23 protein-coding genes and 1 tRNA gene are annotated in these 22,499 nt (G+C 69.5%); 13 read left to right on the top strand and 11 right to left on the bottom strand.

What is annotated here, in order from left to right:
- Positions 1–10: 10 nt before the first annotated feature.
- From ACFVBH_RS11610 to ACFVBH_RS11620, 3 genes are all read right to left on the bottom strand, one after another.
- The gene (locus ACFVBH_RS11610) at positions 11–460 is read right to left on the bottom strand and encodes a single-stranded DNA-binding protein (protein WP_379001282.1); all 450 of its coding nucleotides are present in this window, start codon (positions 458–460) and stop codon (positions 11–13) included.
- A gap of 122 nt (positions 461–582) precedes the next feature.
- The gene (locus tag ACFVBH_RS11615; protein ID WP_354986564.1) at positions 583–1,557 is read right to left on the bottom strand and encodes a threonine/serine dehydratase; all 975 of its coding nucleotides are present in this window, start codon (positions 1,555–1,557) and stop codon (positions 583–585) included.
- Positions 1,554–3,593, bottom strand: coding sequence for a cytochrome c oxidase assembly protein (locus tag ACFVBH_RS11620; RefSeq protein ID WP_354986565.1), 2,040 nt, complete (start codon positions 3,591–3,593; stop codon positions 1,554–1,556). Before ACFVBH_RS11620 ends, ACFVBH_RS11615 begins: the two co-directional genes overlap by 4 nt.
- A gap of 204 nt (positions 3,594–3,797) precedes the next feature.
- On the opposite strand from ACFVBH_RS11620, the gene ACFVBH_RS11625 reads away from it, so the two are divergent.
- From ACFVBH_RS11625 to ACFVBH_RS11640, 4 genes are all read left to right on the top strand, one after another.
- Positions 3,798–3,871 (top strand) — tRNA-Arg (locus tag ACFVBH_RS11625).
- Positions 3,872–4,432: 561 nt separating this feature from the next.
- Entirely contained in the window at positions 4,433–4,867 is a 435-nt protein-coding gene (locus tag ACFVBH_RS11630) for a hypothetical protein (protein ID WP_379001283.1), read from the top strand.
- 251 nt (positions 4,868–5,118) lie between these two features.
- Entirely contained in the window at positions 5,119–5,436 is a 318-nt protein-coding gene (locus tag ACFVBH_RS11635) for a hypothetical protein (protein WP_354986567.1), read from the top strand.
- Positions 5,437–5,648: 212 nt separating this feature from the next.
- Positions 5,649–5,864 carry a hypothetical protein gene (locus ACFVBH_RS11640; protein ID WP_354986568.1) on the top strand — a complete coding sequence of 72 codons (216 nt, stop codon included), beginning with the start codon at positions 5,649–5,651 and terminating at the stop codon, positions 5,862–5,864.
- Between the two features lie 89 nt (positions 5,865–5,953).
- Here the strand turns inward: ACFVBH_RS11640 and ACFVBH_RS11645 are convergent, their stop codons facing one another.
- Positions 5,954–6,991: a beta-ketoacyl-ACP synthase III gene (locus ACFVBH_RS11645; RefSeq protein WP_354986569.1), complete on the bottom strand. Its 1,038-nt coding sequence runs from the start codon at positions 6,989–6,991 to the stop codon at positions 5,954–5,956.
- Positions 6,992–7,091: 100 nt separating this feature from the next.
- Here ACFVBH_RS11645 and ACFVBH_RS11650 point away from each other — a divergent pair, with 100 nt between their 5' ends.
- The 3 genes from ACFVBH_RS11650 (at position 7,092) to ACFVBH_RS11660 (ending at position 9,277) form a co-directional block, all read left to right on the top strand.
- Positions 7,092–7,673, top strand: coding sequence for a TetR/AcrR family transcriptional regulator (locus tag ACFVBH_RS11650; protein ID WP_354986570.1), 582 nt, complete (start codon positions 7,092–7,094; stop codon positions 7,671–7,673).
- A gap of 129 nt (positions 7,674–7,802) precedes the next feature.
- Positions 7,803–8,624, top strand: a complete 822-nt coding sequence (locus ACFVBH_RS11655; protein ID WP_354986571.1) for an alpha/beta hydrolase — start codon at positions 7,803–7,805, stop codon at positions 8,622–8,624.
- Positions 8,625–8,665: 41 nt separating this feature from the next.
- Complete coding sequence (locus ACFVBH_RS11660) at positions 8,666–9,277, top strand: dihydrofolate reductase family protein (RefSeq protein WP_379001284.1); 612 nt, start codon at positions 8,666–8,668, stop codon at positions 9,275–9,277.
- A gap of 36 nt (positions 9,278–9,313) precedes the next feature.
- Here the strand turns inward: ACFVBH_RS11660 and ACFVBH_RS11665 are convergent, their stop codons facing one another.
- Positions 9,314–9,781 (bottom strand): hypothetical protein, encoded by a 468-nt coding sequence (locus ACFVBH_RS11665; RefSeq protein WP_379001285.1) that lies wholly within the window; start codon positions 9,779–9,781, stop codon positions 9,314–9,316.
- Positions 9,782–10,090: 309 nt separating this feature from the next.
- Here ACFVBH_RS11665 and ACFVBH_RS11670 point away from each other — a divergent pair, with 309 nt between their 5' ends.
- Entirely contained in the window at positions 10,091–10,675 is a 585-nt protein-coding gene (locus tag ACFVBH_RS11670; protein ID WP_354986574.1) for a hypothetical protein, read from the top strand.
- A gap of 67 nt (positions 10,676–10,742) precedes the next feature.
- Positions 10,743–11,084, top strand: coding sequence for a hypothetical protein (locus ACFVBH_RS11675; RefSeq protein ID WP_354986575.1), 342 nt, complete (start codon positions 10,743–10,745; stop codon positions 11,082–11,084).
- Between the two features lie 2 nt (positions 11,085–11,086).
- Here ACFVBH_RS11675 and ACFVBH_RS11680 read toward each other — a convergent pair whose 3' ends face one another.
- The 4 genes from ACFVBH_RS11680 to ACFVBH_RS11695 all read right to left on the bottom strand — a co-directional run bounded on the left by ACFVBH_RS11680 (position 11,087) and on the right by ACFVBH_RS11695 (position 14,996).
- Complete coding sequence (locus tag ACFVBH_RS11680; protein ID WP_379001286.1) at positions 11,087–12,727, bottom strand: hypothetical protein; 1,641 nt, start codon at positions 12,725–12,727, stop codon at positions 11,087–11,089.
- A gap of 152 nt (positions 12,728–12,879) precedes the next feature.
- The gene (locus ACFVBH_RS11685; RefSeq protein WP_354986577.1) at positions 12,880–13,065 is read right to left on the bottom strand and encodes a hypothetical protein; all 186 of its coding nucleotides are present in this window, start codon (positions 13,063–13,065) and stop codon (positions 12,880–12,882) included.
- A 243-nt stretch (positions 13,066–13,308) separates the two neighbouring features.
- Positions 13,309–14,217 carry a LysR family transcriptional regulator gene (locus ACFVBH_RS11690; RefSeq protein ID WP_354986578.1) on the bottom strand — a complete coding sequence of 303 codons (909 nt, stop codon included), beginning with the start codon at positions 14,215–14,217 and terminating at the stop codon, positions 13,309–13,311.
- Positions 14,218–14,291: 74 nt separating this feature from the next.
- Positions 14,292–14,996, bottom strand: coding sequence for an HD domain-containing protein (locus tag ACFVBH_RS11695; protein ID WP_379001287.1), 705 nt, complete (start codon positions 14,994–14,996; stop codon positions 14,292–14,294).
- 219 nt (positions 14,997–15,215) lie between these two features.
- Between ACFVBH_RS11695 and ACFVBH_RS11700 the strand changes: the two genes are divergently transcribed.
- The gene (locus tag ACFVBH_RS11700; protein ID WP_379001288.1) at positions 15,216–17,477 is read left to right on the top strand and encodes a protein kinase; all 2,262 of its coding nucleotides are present in this window, start codon (positions 15,216–15,218) and stop codon (positions 17,475–17,477) included.
- Between the two features lie 133 nt (positions 17,478–17,610).
- Here the strand turns inward: ACFVBH_RS11700 and ectB are convergent, their stop codons facing one another.
- Positions 17,611–18,876 (bottom strand): diaminobutyrate--2-oxoglutarate transaminase, encoded by a 1,266-nt coding sequence (ectB, locus tag ACFVBH_RS11705; protein ID WP_354986581.1) that lies wholly within the window; start codon positions 18,874–18,876, stop codon positions 17,611–17,613.
- Positions 18,877–19,125: 249 nt separating this feature from the next.
- Between ectB and ACFVBH_RS11710 the strand changes: the two genes are divergently transcribed.
- Genes ACFVBH_RS11710 through ACFVBH_RS11720 form a run of 3 tightly spaced genes read left to right on the top strand, consistent with a single transcriptional unit; the run spans position 19,126 to position 21,717 of the window.
- Positions 19,126–19,929 (top strand): ABC-2 family transporter protein, encoded by an 804-nt coding sequence (locus tag ACFVBH_RS11710; RefSeq protein ID WP_354986582.1) that lies wholly within the window; start codon positions 19,126–19,128, stop codon positions 19,927–19,929.
- Positions 19,922–20,737 (top strand): ABC-2 family transporter protein, encoded by an 816-nt coding sequence (locus tag ACFVBH_RS11715; protein ID WP_354986583.1) that lies wholly within the window; start codon positions 19,922–19,924, stop codon positions 20,735–20,737. Before ACFVBH_RS11710 ends, ACFVBH_RS11715 begins: the two co-directional genes overlap by 8 nt.
- Entirely contained in the window at positions 20,734–21,717 is a 984-nt protein-coding gene (locus ACFVBH_RS11720; protein WP_379001289.1) for an ATP-binding cassette domain-containing protein, read from the top strand. The genes ACFVBH_RS11715 and ACFVBH_RS11720 overlap by 4 nt, the downstream gene beginning before the upstream one ends.
- A 381-nt stretch (positions 21,718–22,098) precedes the next feature.
- On the opposite strand, the gene ACFVBH_RS11725 is transcribed toward ACFVBH_RS11720, so the two are convergent.
- Positions 22,099–22,419 carry a hypothetical protein gene (locus tag ACFVBH_RS11725; RefSeq protein WP_354986585.1) on the bottom strand — a complete coding sequence of 107 codons (321 nt, stop codon included), beginning with the start codon at positions 22,417–22,419 and terminating at the stop codon, positions 22,099–22,101.
- Positions 22,420–22,499: the final 80 nt, after the last annotated feature.

Here is a 22,499-nt window from a genome sequence, read left to right on the forward strand (position 1 = left end):
ATGGTCAAGCCTAACTGTGTTGAGTTGCCGGTTCTCCGGCGCGGTCGGCATCGGTGGGCGGCTGTGACGCCGGGTCGGGAAGGTCGGCGTGGCCGAAGTGTTTGCGCTGGACGGGAGCGACGCAACGGCCCAGGTCGGGCCCGAGAGCGGTGGCGCGCATCTCGAGGTCGGTGCGCTCCACGCCGTCCCGCGTCGTGTACTCGTTCGAGCGCAGTTGACCGTAGGCGATGATCGGATCGCCGCGTTGCAGGGACGCCTCGACGCCCTCGGCGAAGCGCTGCCGCCAGCAGGTGACGGTGAGGTAGAGGGTGCCGCCGTCGGCCCACGCGCTGTGCGAGGCGTCGTAGCGGCGGGTGGTGCTGGCCAGCCGGAAACTGAGCATCTGCTCGCCGCTGGGCAGTTGCCTGCGCACCGGATGCGTGACCACCCGCCCGATCACGGTGGTGTTGGCCTCGTACATCGCTGTCCCCCTCGCTGTTTCGCCGGTCTCGCTGTCCCATCCAGCGTGACCCCCGGCACGCCACCGCACCAGCGGCTATGTCAGATTGTGGACAACCCGCGAGCTTGTGGACAACGAACGAATCAGAGTGTGGCGAGGTCGGTGTTCGCGCCGCACAGGACGATGACCGGGCGCTCCCCCGGCGCCGGGACGTATACCCCGCTCTGGACGGCGGCCAGCGCCGTCGCGCCGGCGGGCTCGACCACGATGCGGAATTCGCGCCACAGGTACTCCCGGGCCATGACGATGGCGTCGTCGCTGACCAGCAGCGAGCGCACCTGGTAGCGCTGGGCGACCTCCATGGCGATCGCGCCGATCCGGTTCGCGCCCAGCGCGTCCGAGGCCACGCTCGACACGTCGACGTCCACCGGACGGCCCGCGGCCAGCGCGGCGTGCAGGGTCGGCGCGCCCTGCGGCTCCACGCCGATCACGCGGCCGCGCAGGCCCAGCGCCACCGCGATCCCGGCCACCAGTCCGCCGCCGCCGACCGCGACCAGCACCGGCGGTCTGCCGCGCACCTGCTCCTCGATCTCCAGTCCGACCACGCCCGCGCCCGCCACTATCTCGGGCAGGTCGTAGGCGTGCAGCTGCATCGCACCGCGCTCACCGGCGAGTTTGCAGGCGTAGCGGTGCGCCTCGGCGTAAGTGGTTCCGTGCCACAGCACTTCGGCCCCGTGCGACCACATGGCCGCGACCTTGGTGTGCGGCGCGGATTCGGGCACCACCACCGTGCAGGACAGTCCGCGTAGCGCGCTGGCCAGTGCCGCGGCGATCCCGGCGTTGCCGCCGGAGGCGATCACCACCTTGCCGGTGCGCGAGTCCGATTGCAGCAGGGCGTTGAGGCAGCCGCGCACCTTGAAGGTGCCGCCGTGCTGCAGATGCTCGAGCTTCAGCGTGACCGGGATCGGACCGCGCGGGCCCAGGACCTCGGTGTGGAACACCGGCGTCTTGCGGGTGTGCCCGAGCAGCAGCCTGCGCGCGCGGCGCACATCGGATCGATAGAGCCGCTTGATCTTCCGTGCCCGGCTGTCGGGCGGTGCGGGACAGCAGTCACTCACTTGCGAACCTCTCGATCACGACGGGCCAGCTCGGCGTACATGGCGTTGTACGCGGCCAGATCCGCGTCGTCGTCACGCTCGGCGGCGCGATCCAGCCGGGTGGCCAGCCGCTTGTCACTGCGCGACCACTGGATGAGCAGCGCCAGCATCACCACCACCAGCGGGATCTCACCGCTGGCCCACGCGAGGCTACCGCCGGTGTGCTGATCGTCGAGCAGGTTGCTGTTCCAGTCCAGGCCCAGCCCGCGATAGAACCAGCCGCCCAGCACGGCGGTCATGCTCATCAGCGCGATGCCGAAGAAGGCGTGGAAGGGCAGCGAGCCGAAGACCATGCCGAGCTTGGCCAGCGGCTCGACCTGACGCGGTTTGGGGTCGATGCCGATGACCACCCAGTAGAAGAGGTACCCGCTGAGCAGGAAGTGGAAGTTCATCAGCAGATGCGCGCCGTGCGAGCCGACGAACTGATCGAACACCCCGCCGAGATAGAGCACGTAGAAACCGGCCACGAAGAAGACCGAGGCCACCACCGGCTGGGTCATGAAGCGGGACACCGGATTGTGCACCCCGGCCATGATCCACTCGCGGGGCCCGGGCGGCGCGTCGCGGCCCGCGGGCGGCAGCGCGCGCAGGGCCAGCAGCACCGGGCCGCCCAGGGCGAACAGGATCGGCGCGAGCATCGACAGCATCATGTGCTGGCCCATGTGCACGCTGAACATGGCCGGGGCGTAGCGGCCGATGCCGGAGCTGGTGCCGATCAACAGCACCGCGCAACCGGACAGCCAGGCGATGGTCCGCCCGATCGGCCAGGCGTCGCCCCGGGCGCGCAGGCGCAGGACGCCGCGCAGGTAGAGCACGGCCAGCACCAGCGCGAGGGTGCCGAAGATCAGGTCGAAGCGCCAGTCGAACAGCAGGCGCGCGGCGGTGGGCGGACCGGCCAGGTTGTAGCCGATCTCGACCTCGGACGGGGTGGGCACCACGCGCAGATCCGGCGGCGGGGTGCGTCCGAGGCCGACCGCGATGCCGAAGGTGGCCGCGAAGATCAGCGCCTCGACGCCTGCGAAGCGGATCAGCGCGCCGCGATCGGCGGGGTCGCGTTCCAGGGCGGGCAGCGCGCGCCGGCGCTGCATGAGCCCGATCAGGCCGAGCAGCAGCAGGGCGGCGGTCTTGGCCAGCACCAGCCGGCCGTAGGTCGAGGTGAACAGTTCACCGAACGGCACCCGCACCCAGGCGTTGATCACGCCGCTGATGGCGATGACCACGAACGCGATCGTGGCGACCTTGGAGAAACGCCGGGCGGCCAGGCCCGTGTACTTGCCGTCGCGCAGCGCGTAGGCAAGGACCGCGAACAGCCCGCCGACCCAGAAGCAGGCGGCCAGCAGGTGCAGGATGAGGCTGTTGGTGGCGATGTCGTGCGCGCCGCCCGAGGACGAGTGCCCGGTGAGCGCGACCGGCAGCAGCGAGACGATGGAGAGCACGAGCAGCACCGGGGTCCAGCCCCAGCGCAGGGCGATGCGGCAGCCGACGGCCAGGGCGAGCACGAAGAACACGGTGTAGCGCCACGATCCGGCCACGTCGACCTGATTCGCCGCGCGCCACACCGATTCCGGGCGCAGGGAGTCCAGGAAGGGTTGCCCGGTGGTGTCCGACAGGGTCAGCGGAACCAGCAACGCGGCGGACCCGGCCCACACCAGCGCGGCGTTCCCGGCGCGGCGCAAGGCCCGGTAGCCGCCGACGTCGAGCACCCCGTTGGCCTGCGGCGGCACGAAGAACGCCGCGAACAGCAGCGATCCGACCGCGATCGCCGCGGCGAGATCGGCGACCGCGCGGACCGCGGGCAGACCGTACGTGGTGAGCGGTCCCGGGTCGGGAATCCCCAGCAAACTCAGGGCCTGCGAGGCCGAAAGCCCCACCACCAGCGCCGCCGCCACCGCGGCCATCGCACCGGCCAGCGCGGTGATGACCGTGAACGTCACCCCCGATCCCGACCGATGCGCCTGAACCTCAGCTGCTGCGGGCGAGTCCTGCGGTGACGACATACGCTCAGGGTAGTTCGGAGCGGGGGTCCGGACTTCCCGGGGGTTTACGGTCCTGCGGTCTGCACTACCGGCCCGACGCGCCGATCGGTTGCTAGCTAAGCGCCCTTACCTAATCTGGACGCTCGCTATACTCAACGCGCTGGACACCGCGCCCGATATGGGTAATGGTGTTTGGTGGCCGCATCGCCCACGATGCACCGCGCTGCCTCCGTAGCTCAGTTGGATAGAGCAAGGGCCTTCTAATCCCTAGGTCGCAGGTTCGATTCCTGCCGGGGGCGCCGAGACCTCTGACCTGTGCCCACAAGCCAGGCTCAGAGGTACCCGTCTCGCGCGTCCACCAAACCGCAAGCGCGCCAGCCCTTCCCCCGCACCCCGGCGAGCCGCCACGCCGCACGCCACCATCCGCGCGCGAAGCCTCCGCCCCCCGATGCGACCTTGCCCACACCGCGTCCGCACCCCGCCCCGGGACCGCACCGGCCCCGCGCGCCACGCCCGAGCCCGATACCGACAAATCATCGATACGGCAACGACCCCTTCACCGAATTCCGCCCGCCATTCCGAAACCCGAGATCATTTCCGGCCGGCCCGCGAAGAAGTAACGAACTACTCGCTGCGCGATCTGCGCGCGGAGACCCCCTGGGCAAGGCTCGCGCGGACCGCCACGGGCGGATCGCAGGGGCGCACCGCGCAGGATAGGCGAATCGGGGTGACGGAAAGGCCAATTCGGTTAGGGTGCGAAGTAGTTCGCATATTCGGAATTCACCCTTGTTGAAACAAGGGCATTTCACTACTCTTCGGATCGAGTGATCGCCTGGTCACCGGGAAGAAGTAGTGGAGATATGACGAAACTTTCGATCGGAACCCTGGCCGCGGTGGGGCTGACCGCCGCATTGGCGCCCGTGCTGCTGGCCGCGCCCGCGTCGGCGCAGGTGACCGGCGCCAAGGTCGAGGGGACCGAGACCGGCAAGGACTGCGTCGTCGGGGCGACCGCCTGCCGGATCGTCGTGACGGTGTCGGGCGCGGACGCGACCAGCCCGGTGACCATCACGGCCAACGGGGCCGTCGTCGCCAGCGCCGTCACCCCCAGCGCCGGCTCGGTGAACGTGCCGTGGACGCCGCCGGCCAACGGCAAGTACGAGATCACCATTACCCAGGGCACCGCGACTTCGACGCTGTCCGTGGGTGTTCCGGGGCGCGCGGAGAGCAACACCGCGCTGCCGGGCGGGATCACCGACATCATCAAGGCGCTGACGGGTTCGGCCGGCGCCAAGTAGGACACGCACCGGGCGCGCGCGTTCGCGCCCCGGGCGCCCACGACGGGCCCGGTCGCTCCGTGCGGAGCGACCGGGCCCGTTTTCGTACGCACCGAACCGATTTCGCCCGCCCCGGCAGCCGGTCTCGAGGCGGGCGGACAAGCAACACGGCACCACCCGCACCGCCCCAACCAAATCCGGGCTATTCGGGCGAATGCCCCGCGTTTGATCGAGAGCCGCGGGGGAAATGCGGAGCCATGAACAGTCATCGAATGCGACGCCGCCGGGCGCCCATGGTGTTGTCCGGACTGCTGGCGGTACTGCTGCTCGGTGCCTGCACCGAGGCGGAGGAGATCGTGAACAAGGGCGGGGACACGCCCTGCAGCGAATTCACCGAGCAGTCGCGCGACAAGCAGCGCATCACGGTGCGCAAGTACCTCGAGAAGGACGGCTCCACCTCGGACCCGAGCCCGGACAGCGTCGACGCCTCGATCACCGCCATCGGCCTCATGTGCGAAGCGCAGGCCAACCCGGACACCCCGATAAGCAACGCCGATCTGACCGGAATCCTTGTCCCCAAGAAGAACTGAGCGCCGCGCCGCCCGGGGGGACAGCCGGGGATTCGCCCGAATTCGGGCCGGTTCGCGGACACCACGTCCGCATCATGGACCTCATCGGTGACTCGAGCCGCGAAACGCCCAAGCGACCGGCACGAATACATACCGCTGGACCACTGACTTTTCGTGCCAAGACCGACCACAACCGTCGATCACCGGCGCTTTCACGGCTAGCGTTGCGATCCATGCAGGGACCCGACGCCCAGCGCTTGCTGGCGGAGATTCTGAATCGCTACGGAACTCTTGATGCCTTCATCAACAGTCTGCGGCACGGCGCCGATCGTCCCACCACGGAGTTGCCCCGAATCACGGAGGCGGACATAGCCGGACGGGCACAGCCGCTGTTCGCGCCGATCGTCGCGACGCCGCTGGGCGGGGGCAGGCACGCCCGCCCGGACTGAACTCGAAACACCTTCCGACACCGAAACATTCACCCCGGGCCCCGGCGCGATCACCTCGCACCGGGGCCCGTTCCGCGTACGGCCGCGGGTCAGGAGATGGCGGGCAGGGTGATGACCTGACCCGCGTAGGCGAGCCCGGCGCCGAAGCCGAGCAGCAGCGCGGTGTCGCCGGGCTTGGCCGCACCCGAGCGCAGCAACTGTTCCATCGCCATGGGAATCGAAGCGGCGCTGGTGTTTCCGGTTTCCACGATGTCGCGGGCCACCGCGATGCTCTCCGGCATGTGCAGCGCGCGGAGCAGCGCGTCGGTGATACGGCTGTTGGCCTGGTGTGGCACGAAGGCGTCGAGATCCTCGACGGAGACGCCCGCCTTGTCCAGCGCGTCCCGGCACGCCTTCTCCAGGAAGGTGACGGCCCAGCGGAACACCGCAGTCCCGTTCATCCGGATGTAGGGCCGCACCGTGGTCCCGCCGCTCGCCTCGGCGGCGGCCACCTCGGCGAAGTACTGCGCGAAGTCCTTGTCCTGCTTGATGGCGGCGGTCTGGCTGCCGTCCGAACCCCAGGCCACCGGTCCGATGCCCTCGGTCTCGGACGGTCCCACCACGACCGCGCCCGCGCCGTCCGCGAAGATGAACGCGCAGGTCCGGTCGCTGGTGTCGAGCAGGTCCGAGAGCCGCTCCACGCCGATGACCAGCACGTACCGCGCCTGCCCCGCGCGCACCAGGGCCGCGGCGTTGCCGAGGGCGTAGCAGAAGCCCGCGCAGCCGGCGGAGACGTCGTAGGCCGCGGTGTCCTGCATGCCGAGTTCGGTCGCGACGACCGCGCCCGCCGAGGGCCCGAGCACCATCTGCGAGGAGGTCGCGAGCACGACCGCGTCGATCTGCTCGGCGGTGATGCCCGCTGCGGTGAGGGCAGCACGCGCGGCGGCGGTGCTCATGGAGACGATGGTCTCGTCCGGATCGGCCCAGTGCCGGGCCTCGATGCCGGAACGGGTTCGGATCCATTCGTCCGAGGAGTCGATGCGGTCGACGATCTCGGAATTGGGGACTACCCGGCGGGGTCGATAGACGCCCAGGCCGAGGGTGGCGGCATGGGTCACCGGGGCTGCGGTGGCGATGTGGGCGGGCATGAGGTTCCTCTCCGAATGAACCGATCGGTTCACAGAGATACGTCTAACATGAACCGATCGGTTCAAGCAAGGGTTGACGGTAAAAGTTGGAGGACCATTCATGACTGCGGGACCGCGGGCTCGGCTGATCGCGAGCACGATCGCGACGGTGCAGGAGCACGGCGTGCACGCGGCGGGCCTCAGTGAACTGCTCAAGCGCAGCAACGCCTCACGAAACTCGCTCTACCAGCACTTCCCAGCCGGCAAAGGGGAACTCGTCGAAGCGGCCGCGCGCATCGTGTCCCGGGTCGTGTACTCGCACGTCAGCCGGATGGCCGACGCGCTGGCCACCGCCACCTCCCCCGAACGCTGGCTCGACGACCTGCTCGCCTTCTGGCGGCTCGAGCTCGAGTCCAGCGACTATCGCGCCGGCTCCTTCATGATGGCCGCGGCCCTGGACGAACTCGATCCGACCGTGCAGTCCGCCGCGGGCCAGGCCTTCGCCGAATGGACCGCCCGCCTGGCCGACGGGCTGGTGAACGCCGGCATCGACCGCGCCACCGCCTGCTCGCTCTCGGGCCTGCTGCTCTCGGTCATCGAGGGCGCGATCGTGCAGTCCCGCGCGCTGAAATCGAGCCACCCCTTCGACGACGCCCGCAACCAGCTCGCCGTGCTGCTGCGCCATCACCTCGCGAACGACTGACCCCGCGATGTGACCCAGGTCACGGCAGCGACTTCGAATCCTTCCGATGAATCCCGGAATCGGCCGCCGTCTCAACATCCGACGGCACAACAACTTTGGCCGCAGGTATTCGAAGAAAGGCATCCGACAATGGAGACCATCGTTACTCCGGCGGGCAACACCATCGCTTTCGATCGCGTCGAGGGCGGCACGGCCGGAACGGTGATTCTGATCGGCGGGGCCTTCAGCTACCGGGAGTTCCCGAAAATGGTGGAACTGGCCCGGCGACTGGCCGACGACTACGGCCTGACCGTGGTCAATTACGACCGCCGCGGGCGCGGCGACAGCACCGACACCCCGGGCGTGTACGACGCCGACAACGAGATCGCCGACCTCGCCGCCCTGGTGAGCGCCGTCGGCGGCCGGGCCGCGCTGTTCGGCTGGTCCTCGGGCGCGGGACTCGCGCTGCGGGCGGCGGCGTCGGGCCGGATTCCCGGCATCACCAAGGTGGTGGCATTCGAACCGCCGTTCGTGGTGAATCACGAGAACTTCGTGCCCCGTGCGGAACTGGCGGCCACGCTGCACTCGCTCATCAAGGAGAACAAGCGGGCCGAGACGGTGAATTTCTACATGACGAACGCCATGGGGATTCCCCGATTCTTCACCGCCGTCATGCGCTTCACCCCGATGTGGAAGAACCTGCTCGCCACCGCGAATTCGACCGCGCACTGCTGGGCGGTCATGGAGCCGTACATGCGCGGCGAGGCGCTGCGCGCGGCGGATTGGGCCGGCGTGACCGTCCCGACGCTGGTCATTTCCGGCGGCAAGAGCGACAAACTGCTGCGCGTCGCCGCCGGCGCCATTACCGAGGTGCTGCCCGACGCGCGCCACGTGGAATTGCCGAAGCTGAGCCACAATCCGAACATCGCGATGCTGACCCCGCCCGCGGGCGAATTCCTCGTATCCGCCTGATTTCCCACTTCCCACCCCCTCGACTTTCAAGGAGCATTTCGATGCGCAAGATCACCGCCGGCCTCTTCATCTCCCTCGACGGCGTCATCGGCGAACCCCAGGATTGGCATTTCCCGTATTTCAACGACGAGATGGGCGCGGCCGTCGGCGCCCAACTGGCCACCGCGGACACCCTGCTCATCGGCCGGGTGACCTACGACAGCTTCGCGGGCGCGTGGCCGGATCGCGAGGCCGCGGGCGGGGCGGACGCGGGTATGGCCGCGGCCCTGGGCGATGCCCGCAAGATCGTTGTCTCGCATCAGGATCTGGACTTCACCTGGCGAAATTCCGAACAGCTGAAGGGCGATCTGATCGAGGGCGTACGCGAGCTCAAGGCGCAGCCCGGGGCCACCGACATCGCCATGAGCGGTTCGCCGTCGATCGTGCGCCAGTTGCTGGCCGCCGGGCTCATCGACGAACTGCACCTGCTGGTACACCCCCTGGTCGTGAACACGGGTCTGCGCCTGTTCACCGAGGGCGAGTCGATTCCGTTGCGACTGATCTCCGCGCAGCCCTTCGAAACCGGTGTGCTGCACCTGATCTACGGCCCCGGCCCGGCGCGGTCCGGCGACTACGACGACGCCAAAGCACATCTGCCGCAGGCGGATCAGTAGCGAGCGGGGCAGCAGCGGGAGGCCGCCACCGGCCTCTCACTGCTGCCCGGACGCGCGCCAGCTCTCCGGATCCAGCACGCGCAACCCGCCCGAGGCCGGCACCCATTCGGTCGAAGTCCAACTCCCGCACCAGTGCGGGCGGTTCACCCAGCTGAGCAATCGAGCGCCGGCCACATCCCCCGCCCGCACCTCCGGCGTGCACGGGGAGGCGACCAGGTAGGGCGTGCCCACCACCGCGGTGGGCGCCGGCAGCCGGGCGCACACCTGGTCGGCGGCCAGTGCGAGATCGGCCGCCATGACCACGCCGATGGGCAGCAGCGCGACCGCCCCGGCGTGCAGGACCACCGCCACCACCGCCCATTGCCGGAACGCATCGCCGTCGCCGTCGCCAACGGCGTCGAACCGGTCGAATCGCTCACCGCGTTGTGGCCCGGAACACGATGCCCGCCCCGGCGCATGATTGCCCGAATCACAACTGCCGCCGATGTTCTCGCTGGCGTACATATCGGCCCCCTCGGGCAGCTAGCAGCGGCGTCCGAGCCGCCCGGGGGCTGGAGCGAATCGGCGCGAACCCACCACGACCGGGGCGAACGCGGCCGCGGGAACGACCGCGACCGCGGTGGCCGCGAGTGGGGAATGTGGCTCATTCTATCGCCGCGACCCGGCGCGGCGAGATAAAACGTCTTGCCGCACAGGGGAATCCACACTGAGAACCAGTCGGTTTGCGACAAATCTCGCGAGAATTCGGGAGTCCATTGGCGTCCGCGGTACCCGGCGCGATAACTTGGACGGGTGATGAAGGAGACCGTATCCATGACGGCGGGAGCATGGCGAGCGGGCGACGGCACCGCGGTGCCGTTCCGTGAGGCGACAATTGCGTGGGCGCTGGCCGCGCACACCGAATTGGCCGAAACCGCAACGGGGTACGGACATTTCGTCACAGTCAACGAACTGGCCGAGCGGGTGCAGGAAACCTCCGGCGTACACACCAAGGCCCCGACCCGCACCTGGATGGACGCCATTCTGCGCAAGGTCGCCCGGCGCTGCCACAGCGCGGGCGAACCGCCGCTCTCGGCGCTGTGCGTCCGGCAGAACCATACGGTCGGCGACGCCTACAAGTACGTGCTCGAACTCGCGGGCCTGCCGATCCCGGACGACCTGGAATTGCACGCCGCCTACGCCCGGTGGCAGTGCTACCAGTTCTACGGCGCGCAGATCCCGGCCGACGGCGGGGTACCGCCGCTCACCCCCAAGGTCGCGGCCAAGCGCCGGATGACAATGGGCAAGGCCGCCGCCGCCCCCGTGCCGGAGCCCGACCCCGAGCCCGTGCGCGCACCGGTGTGCTCGGACTGCTTCACCCAGCTGCCCGCCAACGGGGTCTGCTTCTACTGCGCGTGACGCACCGCGGCTGAATAACGCTGCCCAGCGGCACGAATGACCGTCGAACGCGCACTACACTGACGCTGTGCGCTTTCGACGGTTGGTGGCCGTGCCCGTGTTCGCCCTGCTGGTCCCGCTGGGTCTGTCCGCCTGCTCGGCCGAGGGGCCGGGCAGCAAGTCGGACTGCACCATCAGCGGCTGCACCATCACCTTCACCCGGGGCGTGAACGCCAAGGCCAGCGTGCTGGGGGTGGACGCCGAACTCGTTGCCGTGAACGGCAATACGGTGACGCTGAAGGTCGCCGGGCAGGAAGTCCGCGTTCCGGTCGGAGAGACCCAGCCCGCCGACGGCATGAACGTCACCGTCCAGGAGGTGACCACGGACCAGGTCGTGGTCAAGATCGCCTCCGGGATCCAGACCGGCTGAGTTCACGAGCCGCAGGTCACCGCGATCCCCGACACCCGCACCCGGGGATGCGGTTCGGCCAGGCAGGACCGGGCGCTGCCGTCCAACTCTCCCGCACCGAATTCCAGTGCGGCGCCCGCGATGACGCCGTTGCTATCGACACGGATGAGACTCCCGTTCGCACCGCTCACGCTGGTGCGCGCCACGGTGCCGCGCAGCACCGCTGTGTCGCCGACGTTGATGATGTTGATGCCGTGCGCGGCGGCGCCCTCGATCACGGTGCCGCCGATGTCGAAGGTCAGCGCGGACGTGGCCGGAACACCTCCGGCCGGCGTGTAGGCGATGAGCCCGATGCCGTCGGCGCTGCAGCCGCCGAAGCTGGAATCGGTCACGTGCAGCTCGGTGCGGGCATCCCGGCCGAAATTCGTTGTCACCAGGCAGGTTCCGAGGTTGGCCGGGATCAGCGAATTGAGGACGGCGGCCGGGAACTCCGAATGGTGCGCGCGCACGTTCTCCAGGGTGAGCGACTGTTGCGCCCCCTCGGTGCTGAGGTTGTAATTCTCGATGATGTCGCCGGTGACGTTCTCGAAACTGCTGTCGGTGACCCGCACCCGGCTCACGGGTGAGCCGTTGGTGCTCACGTATTCGAGGCCGTTGGCGGAGAAGTTCCCGTAGCCGTCGCGGAAGCGATTGTCGTCGATGGTGACATCCATGCGCGCCCGGCCCTCGGCGTTGATGAAGACCCCTTCGCTGTCCGCGATCTCGTTGAGCAGGGAAGACGCCGGCGAGGCGATCTCGCTCTGCGCGTTGCCGTTCAGCGTCGCGGTGAGCTGCGCGGAATCCCCGGCCTGCACCCCGAGCGCCAGCACCGACAGGTTGCCCGGCCCGAGATTGATGGTGCGCAGGTCGTTTCCGGTGACCTCGGCGTGCACCCGGCTCGTGCCGTGCGCGCGCACGTCGATGCCGTCGCCGCAGGCGGTGTCGTGCACGCTGTTTCCCGCGATGCGGGTGAATCCCGCACCGGCGGTGAAGTCGGTCATGATGGCGGCCCAGCCGTTGTCGAGGGTGATGAAGTCCGGCGCGGGCGGCAGGGCCACGCCGAACGGCAGGCCGGGCGGCAGGGTGAAGGGGCCGATCAGGAAGCCGTCCGCGCAGCTTCGATTGGTCTGGGAGACATCGTTTCCGGTGATCACGGTGTCGACGGCGTCGTGGCCGTAGACGCCGCCGCGCTGCGCTCCCGCGATCACCAGATTGCCGACCTCGGTGCGCTCGGCCAGCCGGACCGCGTCGCCGTCGTTGGCGGCGGTGGTGTTGGCGATGCGGGGCAGGGCCGTACCCGCCGGGGCGCCGATGACGGCCGGGCCCTCGCCGAGCAGCCGCTGGCCGGGTTTGAGTGCGATGCCGCCGTCCAGCGGCGCGACATCGGGCGCGACCGCGCGCACCACGATGGTGTCCCCCGCTCGCGAAGCGGTTTCCACCGCCGCGAGTGATCCGAAAGGCGCGTCGCGGGTCCCGTCGCCGCCGATAGGAGCCGCCGCGCTGACATACCAGGTGGTCGAATCCGGCTCGGCCCGAACGCTTGCCGCCGCGTGCGCACCGCAGGCCAGCAGGGTACAGACCAGTGCCGAGACGCGGGCGAAGCCGCCGCCGGCCGAAAGACTCATATGCGTTGCTCCGCGATGCAGATGGTGACCCGACGTGATGTCAAGCACCCTGCCAGCTCGTCCGCGGGCAAGCTATCCGGCAATATCCCAGGAAACGTCGTCGATACGCGGGCGGTCTGCACAAACTTCGCAAGTACCCCGTATCGAGGAGGCTACGGGCTACCGGTCTCCGGCTGCCGCGGGGGCAGCGGATCAGGCATTTCTTCCAGTTCCGCGAGCTGCAGATGCACGAAGGCGGCTATCCGATGCCGGGCGCCGGCCGGTAGCCGTTCGATATCGGCCGCTGCCAGCACATTCGGGCCGAGCGGGGGTAGCTGAGGGGTTTCCGGCTCGGGCACACCGGCCACCACCTCCAGACGGGGTCGCGGTGCAGGTGAGGGACGGTCTGGCTCGTCCGAGTCTGCGGCGACGGCGGTTCGCACCATGTCGTGACCATAACCCCTAGGTCGCGGCGGCGGGACCTGTTGGCGCACTTGAGCCTTCACGCTGCGAACCCTGCGAGGAAACGGTAGGACGGCGAACGGGTGACGGATGAGACTGATGGGAATGGTGCGCTGGAAGTACGCTGAGCCGCAGGCGATTCACGCCGGGCGGCCGGCGATCGCGTACAGATCGCGCGCCGGGCCGGTGGGTCGCTGGCCGCGCGGCCAGACCGCGCGCAGGGTGCGCTCGAGATCCAGACCCGTCACCTCGGGCGAGACCAGGGTGCCGTCCGCCAGTTCCCCGGCCACCGCCAGGGAACTGAGCACCGCGGGGGCGACGCCCTCGGCGACGGCGGTCTTGATGGCGGTGGTGGAGGACAGCTCGAGCACGACGGCCGGACTCCACGCCCCGATGGCCCGGGTCATGGCCTGTTCGAACGATATTCGGGTGCCCGAGCCGGGCTCGCGGTAGATGAGCGGGGTCCGGGCCAGTTCCGCGGCGCCGAGCGTGGGGCGCCGCGCCAGCGGGTGGCCCGGCGCGACCACCACCACCAGGCGGTCGCGCGCCACCGTGTGACTCTCCAGATCGCCCGGGACCTGCGGACTCTCCACGAAACCGATCTCCGCGCGGCCCTCGAGCACCGCTCGGCCGACGTCGGCGGAATTGCCCGACACCAGGGCGATCGAAGTGTCGGGCGCGCGGGAACGCAGGGCCACGAGCCATTTGGGGAACAGGTATTCGGCGATGGTCGCGCTGGCCGCCACCCGCAGTCGCGAATCACGCTGCCCGCGCAGGGTGTCTATGCCCGCGTCCAGGCGGGCGGCCGCGTCCACCACTTCGCGCGCCCATTCCGCGATCAGCGCGCCCGCCGCGGTCGGGCGGGAGCCGAGGGTGGTTCGCTCCAGCACCGGGACGCCCACGAGCTGTTCCAGGTACCGGATGCGGGAGCTCGCCGACGGCTGACTGATGCCGTGTGCCTTGGCCGCCCGCCCGAGACTCCCCTGCTCGATCACCGACAGCAGCAGCTCGAGCGCGGCCAGATCCGGGACCCGCGGCGACAGTGGCATAGATCGATCCTATGCCTCTCACCGCCAGGGCCTCGCGGCGGTGAGGTTGGCACGCCCGTGTACTCGACGCCGAATTACTCCGCGGCCGCGGCGACCCGCTCGATCAGCTGTCGCCACTCGCCGAGCGGCCGGACGGTCAGGCCGACTACCTTGCCCGCGTCGTCGGCGCGGCGCAGGGCCAGGGCCGCCTCGAAATCCGGGTCGGACTCGAAGGCCCGGCGTTCCGCGGCGGTCATGGGGCCGCCCTGGGCGACCAGGGTGCGCTGACTCGAGGGCGAGAGCGCCGCGGCGTGGGCCGGGTCGGCGGCCGCGAGGTAGCGCTTGGCGGTGACGTGCAGTTCCACCAGCCGGGCCACCCGGTCCCCGAGGAGTCCGCGCACCGCGTCCGCGCCGTGCCGCCCGTGCCCGGCGTCGTCCCCGGGCACCAGCACGTGCCCGATGTCGTGCACCAGCCCGGCGACCTGGAGTTCGGCGTCGGCGGGGAAGCTTCCGCGCAACAGTTCGGCGCACTGCCGGTCGTGGTCGAGGATGTCGACCGGGTCCCCGCTGCGGTCGGGCATGTCCCACGCGTCCGCGCAGTCCGCCAGCAACGCCAGGAGTTCATCGACGGTCGCGATGCCGCGCACGGTCGCGATGCCGCCGAGTTCGGCCGCGCCGCCCCCGGATTCAACCGCGCCGCCCCCGACTTCGGCCGTACCACCCCCGGGTCCGGCCATACCACCCACGGATTCGGCCGCGCCGACGCCGAGTTCAGCCGCCCAGTCGTGTTCGCCGCTCATCGCCCCACTGTGCGCGATGTTCGTGAACGGGCGATGTCTGCGGCGTGGCGGCGCGGGTCGGGCCCGGCCCGCCGCCGCCCACCGGCCCGGCGGTCTTCTCCGGCGTGGCGTTACCACCCGCGAGCGCACACTCGATAACTCGACGACGGGGCCGTCGGCGGATGCGACGTGCGCACCGTTCCCTGACCGACTTCGGGCGAGCGGAAAGCAGGACGCGAGATGACCGGTGAGCACCGAACCATCGCGGTGGGCACGCGATTCGGCCCGTACCGGCTGGATCGGCTCATCGGCCGCGGCGGTATGGGCGAGGTCTATCAGGCGTACGACACGATCAAGGACCGCACGGTCGCGATCAAGGTGCTGCCCGAGCGGCTGGCCCACGATCCGGTGTACCGGCAGCGATTTCAGCGCGAATCCCGGGCCGCGGCGCGCCTGCGCGAAGCCCACGTGATCCCGATTCACGACTACGGGGAGATCGAGGGCAGGCTGTTCATCGACATGCGCCTGGTCGACGGCGAGGATCTGCGCGACCTGCTCGACCGGGCCGGACCCGGGTCGCCCGAGCGCGCGGTGGGCATCGTCGAGCAGCTGGCCGCGGCCCTGGACGCCGCGCACGCGGACGGCCTGCTGCACCGGGATGTGAAGCCGGACAACATCCTGCTCACGCGCGACGGCTTCGCGTATCTGGTGGATTTCGGCATCGCGCAGTCGGCGGGCGACGAGGGACTCACCACCGACGGCGCGGCGGTCGGCTCGTTCCGCTACATGGCGCCCGAGCGCTTCAGCGCCCGCGACTTCACCCCCGCCGCGGACATCTACGGCGTGGCCTGCGTGCTGTTCGAATGCCTCACCGGCGCCAGACCTTTCACCGGCGACACCAACGTCCAGCTCATGCGGGCGCACCTGTTCGATACCGCGCCCGCACCCAGCGCCCTGCGCCCGGGAATCCCCGCCGCGCTGGACGCGGTGGTGGCCCGCGGCCTGGCCAAGAATCCCGCCGACCGCTTCCGCAGCGCGGGCGAACTGGCGGCCGAGGCCCGCGCGGCCCTCACCACGCCCGCGCGATCCACCTCCGCACGGCCGCATCCCACGTCGGTTCGCCCCGATTCGCCTGCCCCGCAGCCGGATCAACCGATGTCCGGCCGGCCGGGTGACCCCGCGCAGCCGGGGCGCCCCGGCCACGGCACGAATCCCACTGCCGCACAGACCTTCATGCGGCCCGGGGCCTCCGGCTCCACTCCGAAATTCACCGCCGCGCAGGGGGTCGTGGCACCGGGGCTTCCCAGCTCGGCGGCGAATCTCACCGCCGGACAGTCGTCCACGCGTCCGGATTCGCCCGCGCCGGCGAATCCCGGAACCACACCGGCAGCACCGGTACCGGCCGGGAGCACCGGATCCACGCCGGCGGACCAGCCCCCGCACCCCGGTCGCACCCGCCGAATCCTCACGCTGCTGGGCGTTTTCATCCTCGTCGCCGCGTCGCTCGGATTCGCGGGGTGGGCGGTGACCCGGCCCGGGCTCGCGGGGACGCCGGTGCCGGACAACACCGCGCTGAACGGTCCCGACGTCGAACTGCTCTCGATAGCGGCGGGAGCGGGCTACAAGCGGGTCAACTGTCAGCACGTGAACACCGACAACACCACGACCGCCGTGGTGTTCTGCGCCGCCAACCCCGACGCTTCCGCGCCCACCGCGCAGTTCTGGCGCTTCCGCACCGTCGAGCAACTGCGGGACTACTACACCCAGATCTTCCTGGGCACCTTCCGGGGCACGAACTGCCCGCACGATCCGGCGGGCAGGGACGGCGTCTCGCTCGGGATCGACGGCAAGGCGGCGGGCAGGCAGACCTGCTTCGCCGATCGCACCGTCTACCCGGACGCGCCCCAGCCCAGCCTGGCGGTGACCAACGAATCAGCCTTGGCCCTGGCGGTTTTCAGCTGGGCGCGCCCCAGCGAATCCGCGCTGCGCGACTATGTGGCCAAGAACCATCACGGGCAGTTCGTTGCCCCGGAGTACGGCCTGGACCCCGACTTCTTCACCGACGCGGACCGCGATCTGCTCACCCGCGCCGAAAAGTCCTACACCCGAGCCAATTGCGTGCACTCGGATCCTCCGGTCGGCGCGGCGACGTCGGTGCTGGTCTGCTCGGGCCGGGTCGGCAGTCCCTTCGTGCAGATCCTCGGCCTGCCCGACGAACGCACCACCGCGGCCATCTATCAGGCCGATCTGGCCCAGTTCCCCGGCCGCGCGTGCGGCGGCGGCGCCTCCCCGGATGCGGAGTGGCGTAAAGCGGGCGCGGAGGTCGGCCGCTTCCTCTGCTACACCGACTCGAGCTACACCCCGGCGAAATCCTGTCTGCTGGCGGCACACAACGCCGCCCGCCTGATCTACGTGATCTGCGCGCAGGCCGCGGACGATCCGGAGAACGGGCCCAAGACCGAAGCCGAGTTGCAGGCCTGGTTCCTGCGCAACTTCGGCTGACATAGGTGATGCCGGGCTCCCTCCGCAGCTGGGAGCCCGGCACCGGTCGGCACCGGTGTGGGCGGCGCCGACGTTCGTGGTGCCCTCGCGGGCACGATCGGGGTGAGCGCTGACGCGCTCGGCGGACGGCGCGCTAGTGCGCGCCGCGGACGATCTCCACCGCCTGGCTCAGCAGGCCGAGGCCGTGCGAGAGCTCCTGTTCGGTGGTGGTCAGGGGCGGCAGCAGCTTCACCACTTCCTCACAGGGACCGGAGGTTTCGACCAGCAGCCCGAGTTCGAAGGCGATCCGGCTGACCTTGGCGGCCTCGGAGGCGTCGTTCTCGAAGACCAGGCCGTGCACCAGCCCGCGGCCCCGGGTGGAGATCCCCTGGAACTCGGCGGCCAGATCGCTCAGGTGCCGGCGGATCAGTTCGCCCTTGGCCAGGGTCGCGGTCTCGAGGGCGTTGTCGGACCAGTAGTGCCGCAGCGCGACCTCGCCGGTGACGAACGCCGCGTTGTTGCCGCGGAACGTGCCGTTGTGCTCGCCGGGCGCCCAGACGTCCAGGTCGGAGCGCATGAGCACCAGCGCCATCGGAAGACCGTACCCGCCGATGGACTTGGACAGGGCGACGATGTCGGGGGTGATGCCCGCTTCTTCGAAGGAGAAGAAGGGCCCGGTGCGCCCGCAGCCCATCTGCACGTCGTCGACGATGAGCAGAATGCCACGCGCGGAGCACAGTTCGGCCAGGTGCCGCAACCATTCGGCGCGGGCCACGTTGACCCCGCCCTCGGCCTGAATGGTCTCCACGATCACCGCGGCGGGCTTGTCCACGCCCGAGGACGTGTCGTCCAGGACCTTGCGCATCCACGAAAGATCATCGCCCGCAGCGTGATAGCCGTCGTAGGGCATGGGGGTCGAGTGCACCAGCGGGACACCCGCGGCCGCCCGCTTGGCCGCGTTGCCGGTGACCGACAGCGCACCCAGGGTCATGCCGTGGAAAGCGTTGGTGAAGTTCAGGACCGTGGTGCGGCCGGTGATCTTGCGAGCCAGCTTGAGCGAGGCCTCCACGGCGTTCGCACCGGTGGGCCCGGGGAACTGCACCTTGTAGTCCAGGCCGCGCGGGGCGAGCACCACGTCGCGGATCGTCTCCAGCAGTCGGCGTTTGGCCGAGGTGGCCATGTCCAGGCTGTGGGTGACCCCGTCGCGCATGAGGTACTCGATGAGCGCGGCCTTGAGAACGGGGTTGTTGTGCCCGTAGTTGAGCGCACCCGCCCCCGCGAAGAAGTCCAGGTACTCCCTGCCGCTCTCGTCGGTGATCCAGCTGCCGCGCGCGGTGTCGAACACCGTCGGCCAGGACCGACAATAGCCGCGCACATTGGATTCGAGCGTCTCGAAAACGGTCGTCTCGGCAATGGTCATCGGTGGGTCCTAGCGTCGCAGCAAAGTGAAACGAGATTGTTTCTATCACTGCGGGACGCGGAGTGCGAAGGTTTTCGGCGAATCCACCGGCGGGCTCCCAGCCGCTGGGATGAGTGACCTGGGTCTCGTGGGAGCCGCGGCGAGCATAACGCCGCGAACCTTCGGTGACCACCCCTATTCCACATTTTTCGGACAGATGGCCGTATTCGGCTGGCGCACACCCCCGCCCACTTGTAGTGTCAACCTCTTGTGCATGCGGAGGCGGGGGTCTACTGGAAGCTGGTGAAAGCCGGATTCCGCAGGCAGTCGCACTATCGGCTGGCCATGGCCGCCGGGCTCGTCACCAATGTCGTGTTCGGCTTCGTCCGCGCCGCCGTGCTCTCGGCCGCGGTCGCCGCCAACAACGGATTCGGCGGCTACGACCACGGAACCATCGGCGCCTACACCTGGCTGTCGCAGGGCCTGCTGGGCGCCATCGCCTTCTGGACCCTGCCCGATATCGTCGAACGCATCCGCACCGGTGACATCGCCATCGACTTCCTGCGCCCCATCGACATCCAATTCGCCCACCTCGCGGAGTATCTCGGCCGGGCGCTGTGCACGCTCATCCCGCGCGCGGCGCCCAGCGTCGCCATCGGCGCACTCACCTTCGGACTCGCCCTGCCCGCCACCCCCGGCCCCTACCTGCTGGGCGCGGTCAGCCTGCTGCTGGCCATCACCATCTCGTTCCTGTCCATGTTCGCGGTCTGCCTCGGCGGGTTCTGGCTGGTGGAGACGCGCGGCCTGCGGGCGCTGCACATGATCTGCGGGACCTTCCTGGCCGGGCTCTTCGCGCCCGTGCACGTGTTCCCAGGCTGGTTGCAGACCATCGCCTACGCCACCCCGTTCCCATCCATGCTGCAGTCGCCCATCGACGTCATCTCCGGTCGCACCGTCGGCGCCGGCGCGCTGTACATCGTTGCGGTACAGCTGTTCTGGCTGGTGACACTCATCGCGCTCGGACAGGTGCTGCTGCGCGGGGGCCGCCGGAAGCTGGAGGTGCAGGGTGGCTGAGACCCGGCCCTCGCGCTTCGCGCCCTACCGAGCGGTGCTGGCCTCGCGCATCCGCGCACAGCGGGCCTACCCGATGTCCTTCGCCACCGACGTCGCGGCGGCCTTCCTGATCGGGCTGCTCGAATTCGCGGAGATGTGGGTCATCTTCAGCAATGTGCCGCAGCTGGGCGGCCTGGACCTGAACGCCATGCTGCTGCTGTTCGGGCTCAGCAACACCGCTTTCGCGCTGGCGGACATGATCGTGGGGCACGCCGACACGCTGCCCACCTACATTCGCATGGGCACCCTGGACGCCTTCTATCTGCGCCCGCAGCCGCTGCTGCTGCAACTGGTGACCAGCGATATCGCCCTGCGCCGCATAGCCCGCATCGCGGTGGCCGCCACGGTGCTCGGATTCGGCATCGCCCGCAACGACATCGATTGGAGCGCGGCGCATCTGGCGCTGTTCGCGATCACGCTCGTCTCGGGCGTGGCCATCTTCGCCGGATTGTTCGTCTGCGCGGCCGGGGTGCAGTTCTATCTCATCGACGGCGCGGAGCTCACCAGCGCATTCACCTACGGCGGCTCCTACGCCTCGATGCAGCCGGCGTCGGTGTTCCCGACCCCGATGAAACTCGTCTTCGGATTTCTCGTCCCGGTCGCCTTCACCTCCTATCTGCCCGCGATAGCGCTGCTCGAAATACCCGGGCCCGCACTGCTGCCCGCGTGGCTGGCATGGAGTTCACCGGTGGCGGCACTCTGGGTGTGGGTGCTGGCGCTGACCGCGTGGCGGCTGGGCACACGGCACTATCAGGGAGGCGGGGGATGAGCGACGCGATCATCGAGACCACGGGACTGACCCGGACATTCGTGCTGCGCCGCAAGGACGGCGGGCGACGGCGCAAACGCGAAGTGCTCACGGCCGTGGCCGATATGACCTTCCGCGTGGAACCCGGTGCGGCCGTGGGCTACATCGGCGCGAACGGGGCGGGGAAGTCGACCACGATCAAGATGCTCACCGGCATCCTGGTGCCCACCGCGGGCCGGTTGCGCACCTGCGGACTCGATCCGGTGCGCCGCCGCCGGGAACTGGCCGGGCGCATCGGGGTGGTGTTCGGGCAGCGTTCGCAGCTGTGGTGGGATCTGCCACTGCGCGAATCGTTCTCGATCCTGGCGGCCATCCATCGCCTGGAACCGCGCGCGGCGGCCGTCCGCACCGGCGAACTGGTGGACCAGTTGGAGATGGGCAGCACGCTGGACACCCCGGTGCGCCAGCTCTCGCTCGGTCAGCGCATGCGCGCCGAGGTCGCCGCGGCGCTGCTGCACTCCCCCGAGCTGGTGATCCTGGACGAGCCGACCATCGGCCTGGATGTGCTGTCCAAACAGCGATTACGCGAGTTCCTGCGCCACGAGCGCACCCAGCGAGGCACCACGCTGCTGCTGACCACCCACGACATGGGCGACATCGAGCGACTCTGTGAACGGGTGCTGGTGGTGGATCACGGCAGCCTGGTCTACGACGGATCGCTGACCGGGCTGGCCGCCACGGTGGGCGCGCGCCGGGTGCTGACGGTCGATCTGGCCGAGCCGACCGCCGATCTCACCGACCTGCCGGGCGCGAAGCTGCTGGACAGCGCGGGCGAGGGGATGCGGCAGCGGCTGGCGTTCGACACCGAGAACACCACGGCCGCACAGCTGCTCGCCGCGGTGTCGGCCCGCGCAGAGGTGCGTGACCTGTCCATCGAGGAGCCCGACATCGAGGACGTGGTGCGGCGCATCTACGAAGCCGTGCCCCGCGCACTGAGCTGAGCAGCGCGGCGGCACGGACACCGAGCGCGCCGGTACGGACACCGAGCGGCGCGCCGGCATGGACACCGAAAACGCCCCGGATGCTGATCGCATCCGGGGCGTGTACCCGAAAACCCTTCGCGGGATTAGGATTTAGCCGAAGGAACCGGTGAAGAGGGTGTTGAGGATTCCGCTCAGGGCGGCCGAGCCGGTGCTGAACAGGCCGTTGAGCGCGGCGGAACCAGTGTCGATGATGACCGGGATCATTTTTCAACCTCTCTGTTGATCGCACCGCCGGTCGGGCTTTCCAACCGGCGACGTGACCCACCCTGCCGACCGAGCCTTACAGCGCCCTGGCCAGTAGCTGAGAGATTGCTGAGTTGGGGTGTGTCGCCAGCCACACTACTGCGGGGCCGGCGGGTCGGCCGCGTACAGGCTGACTTCGCCGTCCTCGCCCAGAAATGCGTTGACCAGCATCGTTCCACTCGAGCGCAGCGCATCGGGGTCGGGCGCGGCGGTGGTGACCGAAATCTGGGGCACCGCAGCCCAGTTGACGACGTACCGCTCGGGCGGGCCGTTGTCGTCCGAGAGGTGCGCCAGGCGGAATACCGACACCCTGCGGCGAACGATGAGGTTGCGCACGACTTCGGCGATTCGCTCCGGGTCTTCCAGCGCGAACATGAAACCGAACCGCAATTCGGGTGACGACGCATAGGCGGGCACGAATACCCAGGCTAATCGAGTGCGCGGCGCGGCGCGTCCGGCGCGCCGGAGGAATAGCTGTTCATAAGCCTCAGTAATCG

Origin of the sequence: Nocardia sp. NPDC057668, assembly GCF_042799795.1 — a bacterium.
Classification (GTDB): Bacteria; Actinomycetota; Actinomycetes; order Mycobacteriales; family Mycobacteriaceae; genus Nocardia.

Excerpts from the sequence above, each read along its gene's own strand:
- ACFVBH_RS11610 (WP_379001282.1), bottom strand. The coding sequence starts at position 460 with ATGTACGAGGCCAACACCACCGTGATCGGGCGGGTGGTCACGCATCCG.
- ACFVBH_RS11620 (WP_354986565.1), bottom strand. The coding sequence starts at position 3,593 with ATGTCGTCACCGCAGGACTCGCCCGCAGCAGCTGAGGTTCAGGCGCAT.
- ACFVBH_RS11630 (WP_379001283.1), top strand. The coding sequence starts at position 4,433 with ATGACGAAACTTTCGATCGGAACCCTGGCCGCGGTGGGGCTGACCGCC.
- ACFVBH_RS11635 (WP_354986567.1), top strand. The coding sequence starts at position 5,119 with ATGCGACGCCGCCGGGCGCCCATGGTGTTGTCCGGACTGCTGGCGGTA.
- ACFVBH_RS11640 (WP_354986568.1), top strand. The coding sequence starts at position 5,649 with ATGCAGGGACCCGACGCCCAGCGCTTGCTGGCGGAGATTCTGAATCGC.
- ACFVBH_RS11645 (WP_354986569.1), bottom strand. The coding sequence starts at position 6,991 with ATGCCCGCCCACATCGCCACCGCAGCCCCGGTGACCCATGCCGCCACC.
- ACFVBH_RS11650 (WP_354986570.1), top strand. The coding sequence starts at position 7,092 with ATGACTGCGGGACCGCGGGCTCGGCTGATCGCGAGCACGATCGCGACG.
- ACFVBH_RS11655 (WP_354986571.1), top strand. The coding sequence starts at position 7,803 with ATGGAGACCATCGTTACTCCGGCGGGCAACACCATCGCTTTCGATCGC.
- ACFVBH_RS11660 (WP_379001284.1), top strand. The coding sequence starts at position 8,666 with ATGCGCAAGATCACCGCCGGCCTCTTCATCTCCCTCGACGGCGTCATC.
- ACFVBH_RS11665 (WP_379001285.1), bottom strand. The coding sequence starts at position 9,781 with ATGTACGCCAGCGAGAACATCGGCGGCAGTTGTGATTCGGGCAATCAT.
- ACFVBH_RS11670 (WP_354986574.1), top strand. The coding sequence starts at position 10,091 with ATGACGGCGGGAGCATGGCGAGCGGGCGACGGCACCGCGGTGCCGTTC.
- ACFVBH_RS11680 (WP_379001286.1), bottom strand. The coding sequence starts at position 12,727 with ATGAGTCTTTCGGCCGGCGGCGGCTTCGCCCGCGTCTCGGCACTGGTC.
- ACFVBH_RS11690 (WP_354986578.1), bottom strand. The coding sequence starts at position 14,217 with ATGCCACTGTCGCCGCGGGTCCCGGATCTGGCCGCGCTCGAGCTGCTG.
- ACFVBH_RS11695 (WP_379001287.1), bottom strand. The coding sequence starts at position 14,996 with ATGAGCGGCGAACACGACTGGGCGGCTGAACTCGGCGTCGGCGCGGCC.
- ACFVBH_RS11700 (WP_379001288.1), top strand. The coding sequence starts at position 15,216 with ATGACCGGTGAGCACCGAACCATCGCGGTGGGCACGCGATTCGGCCCG.
- ectB (WP_354986581.1), bottom strand. The coding sequence starts at position 18,876 with ATGACCATTGCCGAGACGACCGTTTTCGAGACGCTCGAATCCAATGTG.
- ACFVBH_RS11720 (WP_379001289.1), top strand. The coding sequence starts at position 20,734 with ATGAGCGACGCGATCATCGAGACCACGGGACTGACCCGGACATTCGTG.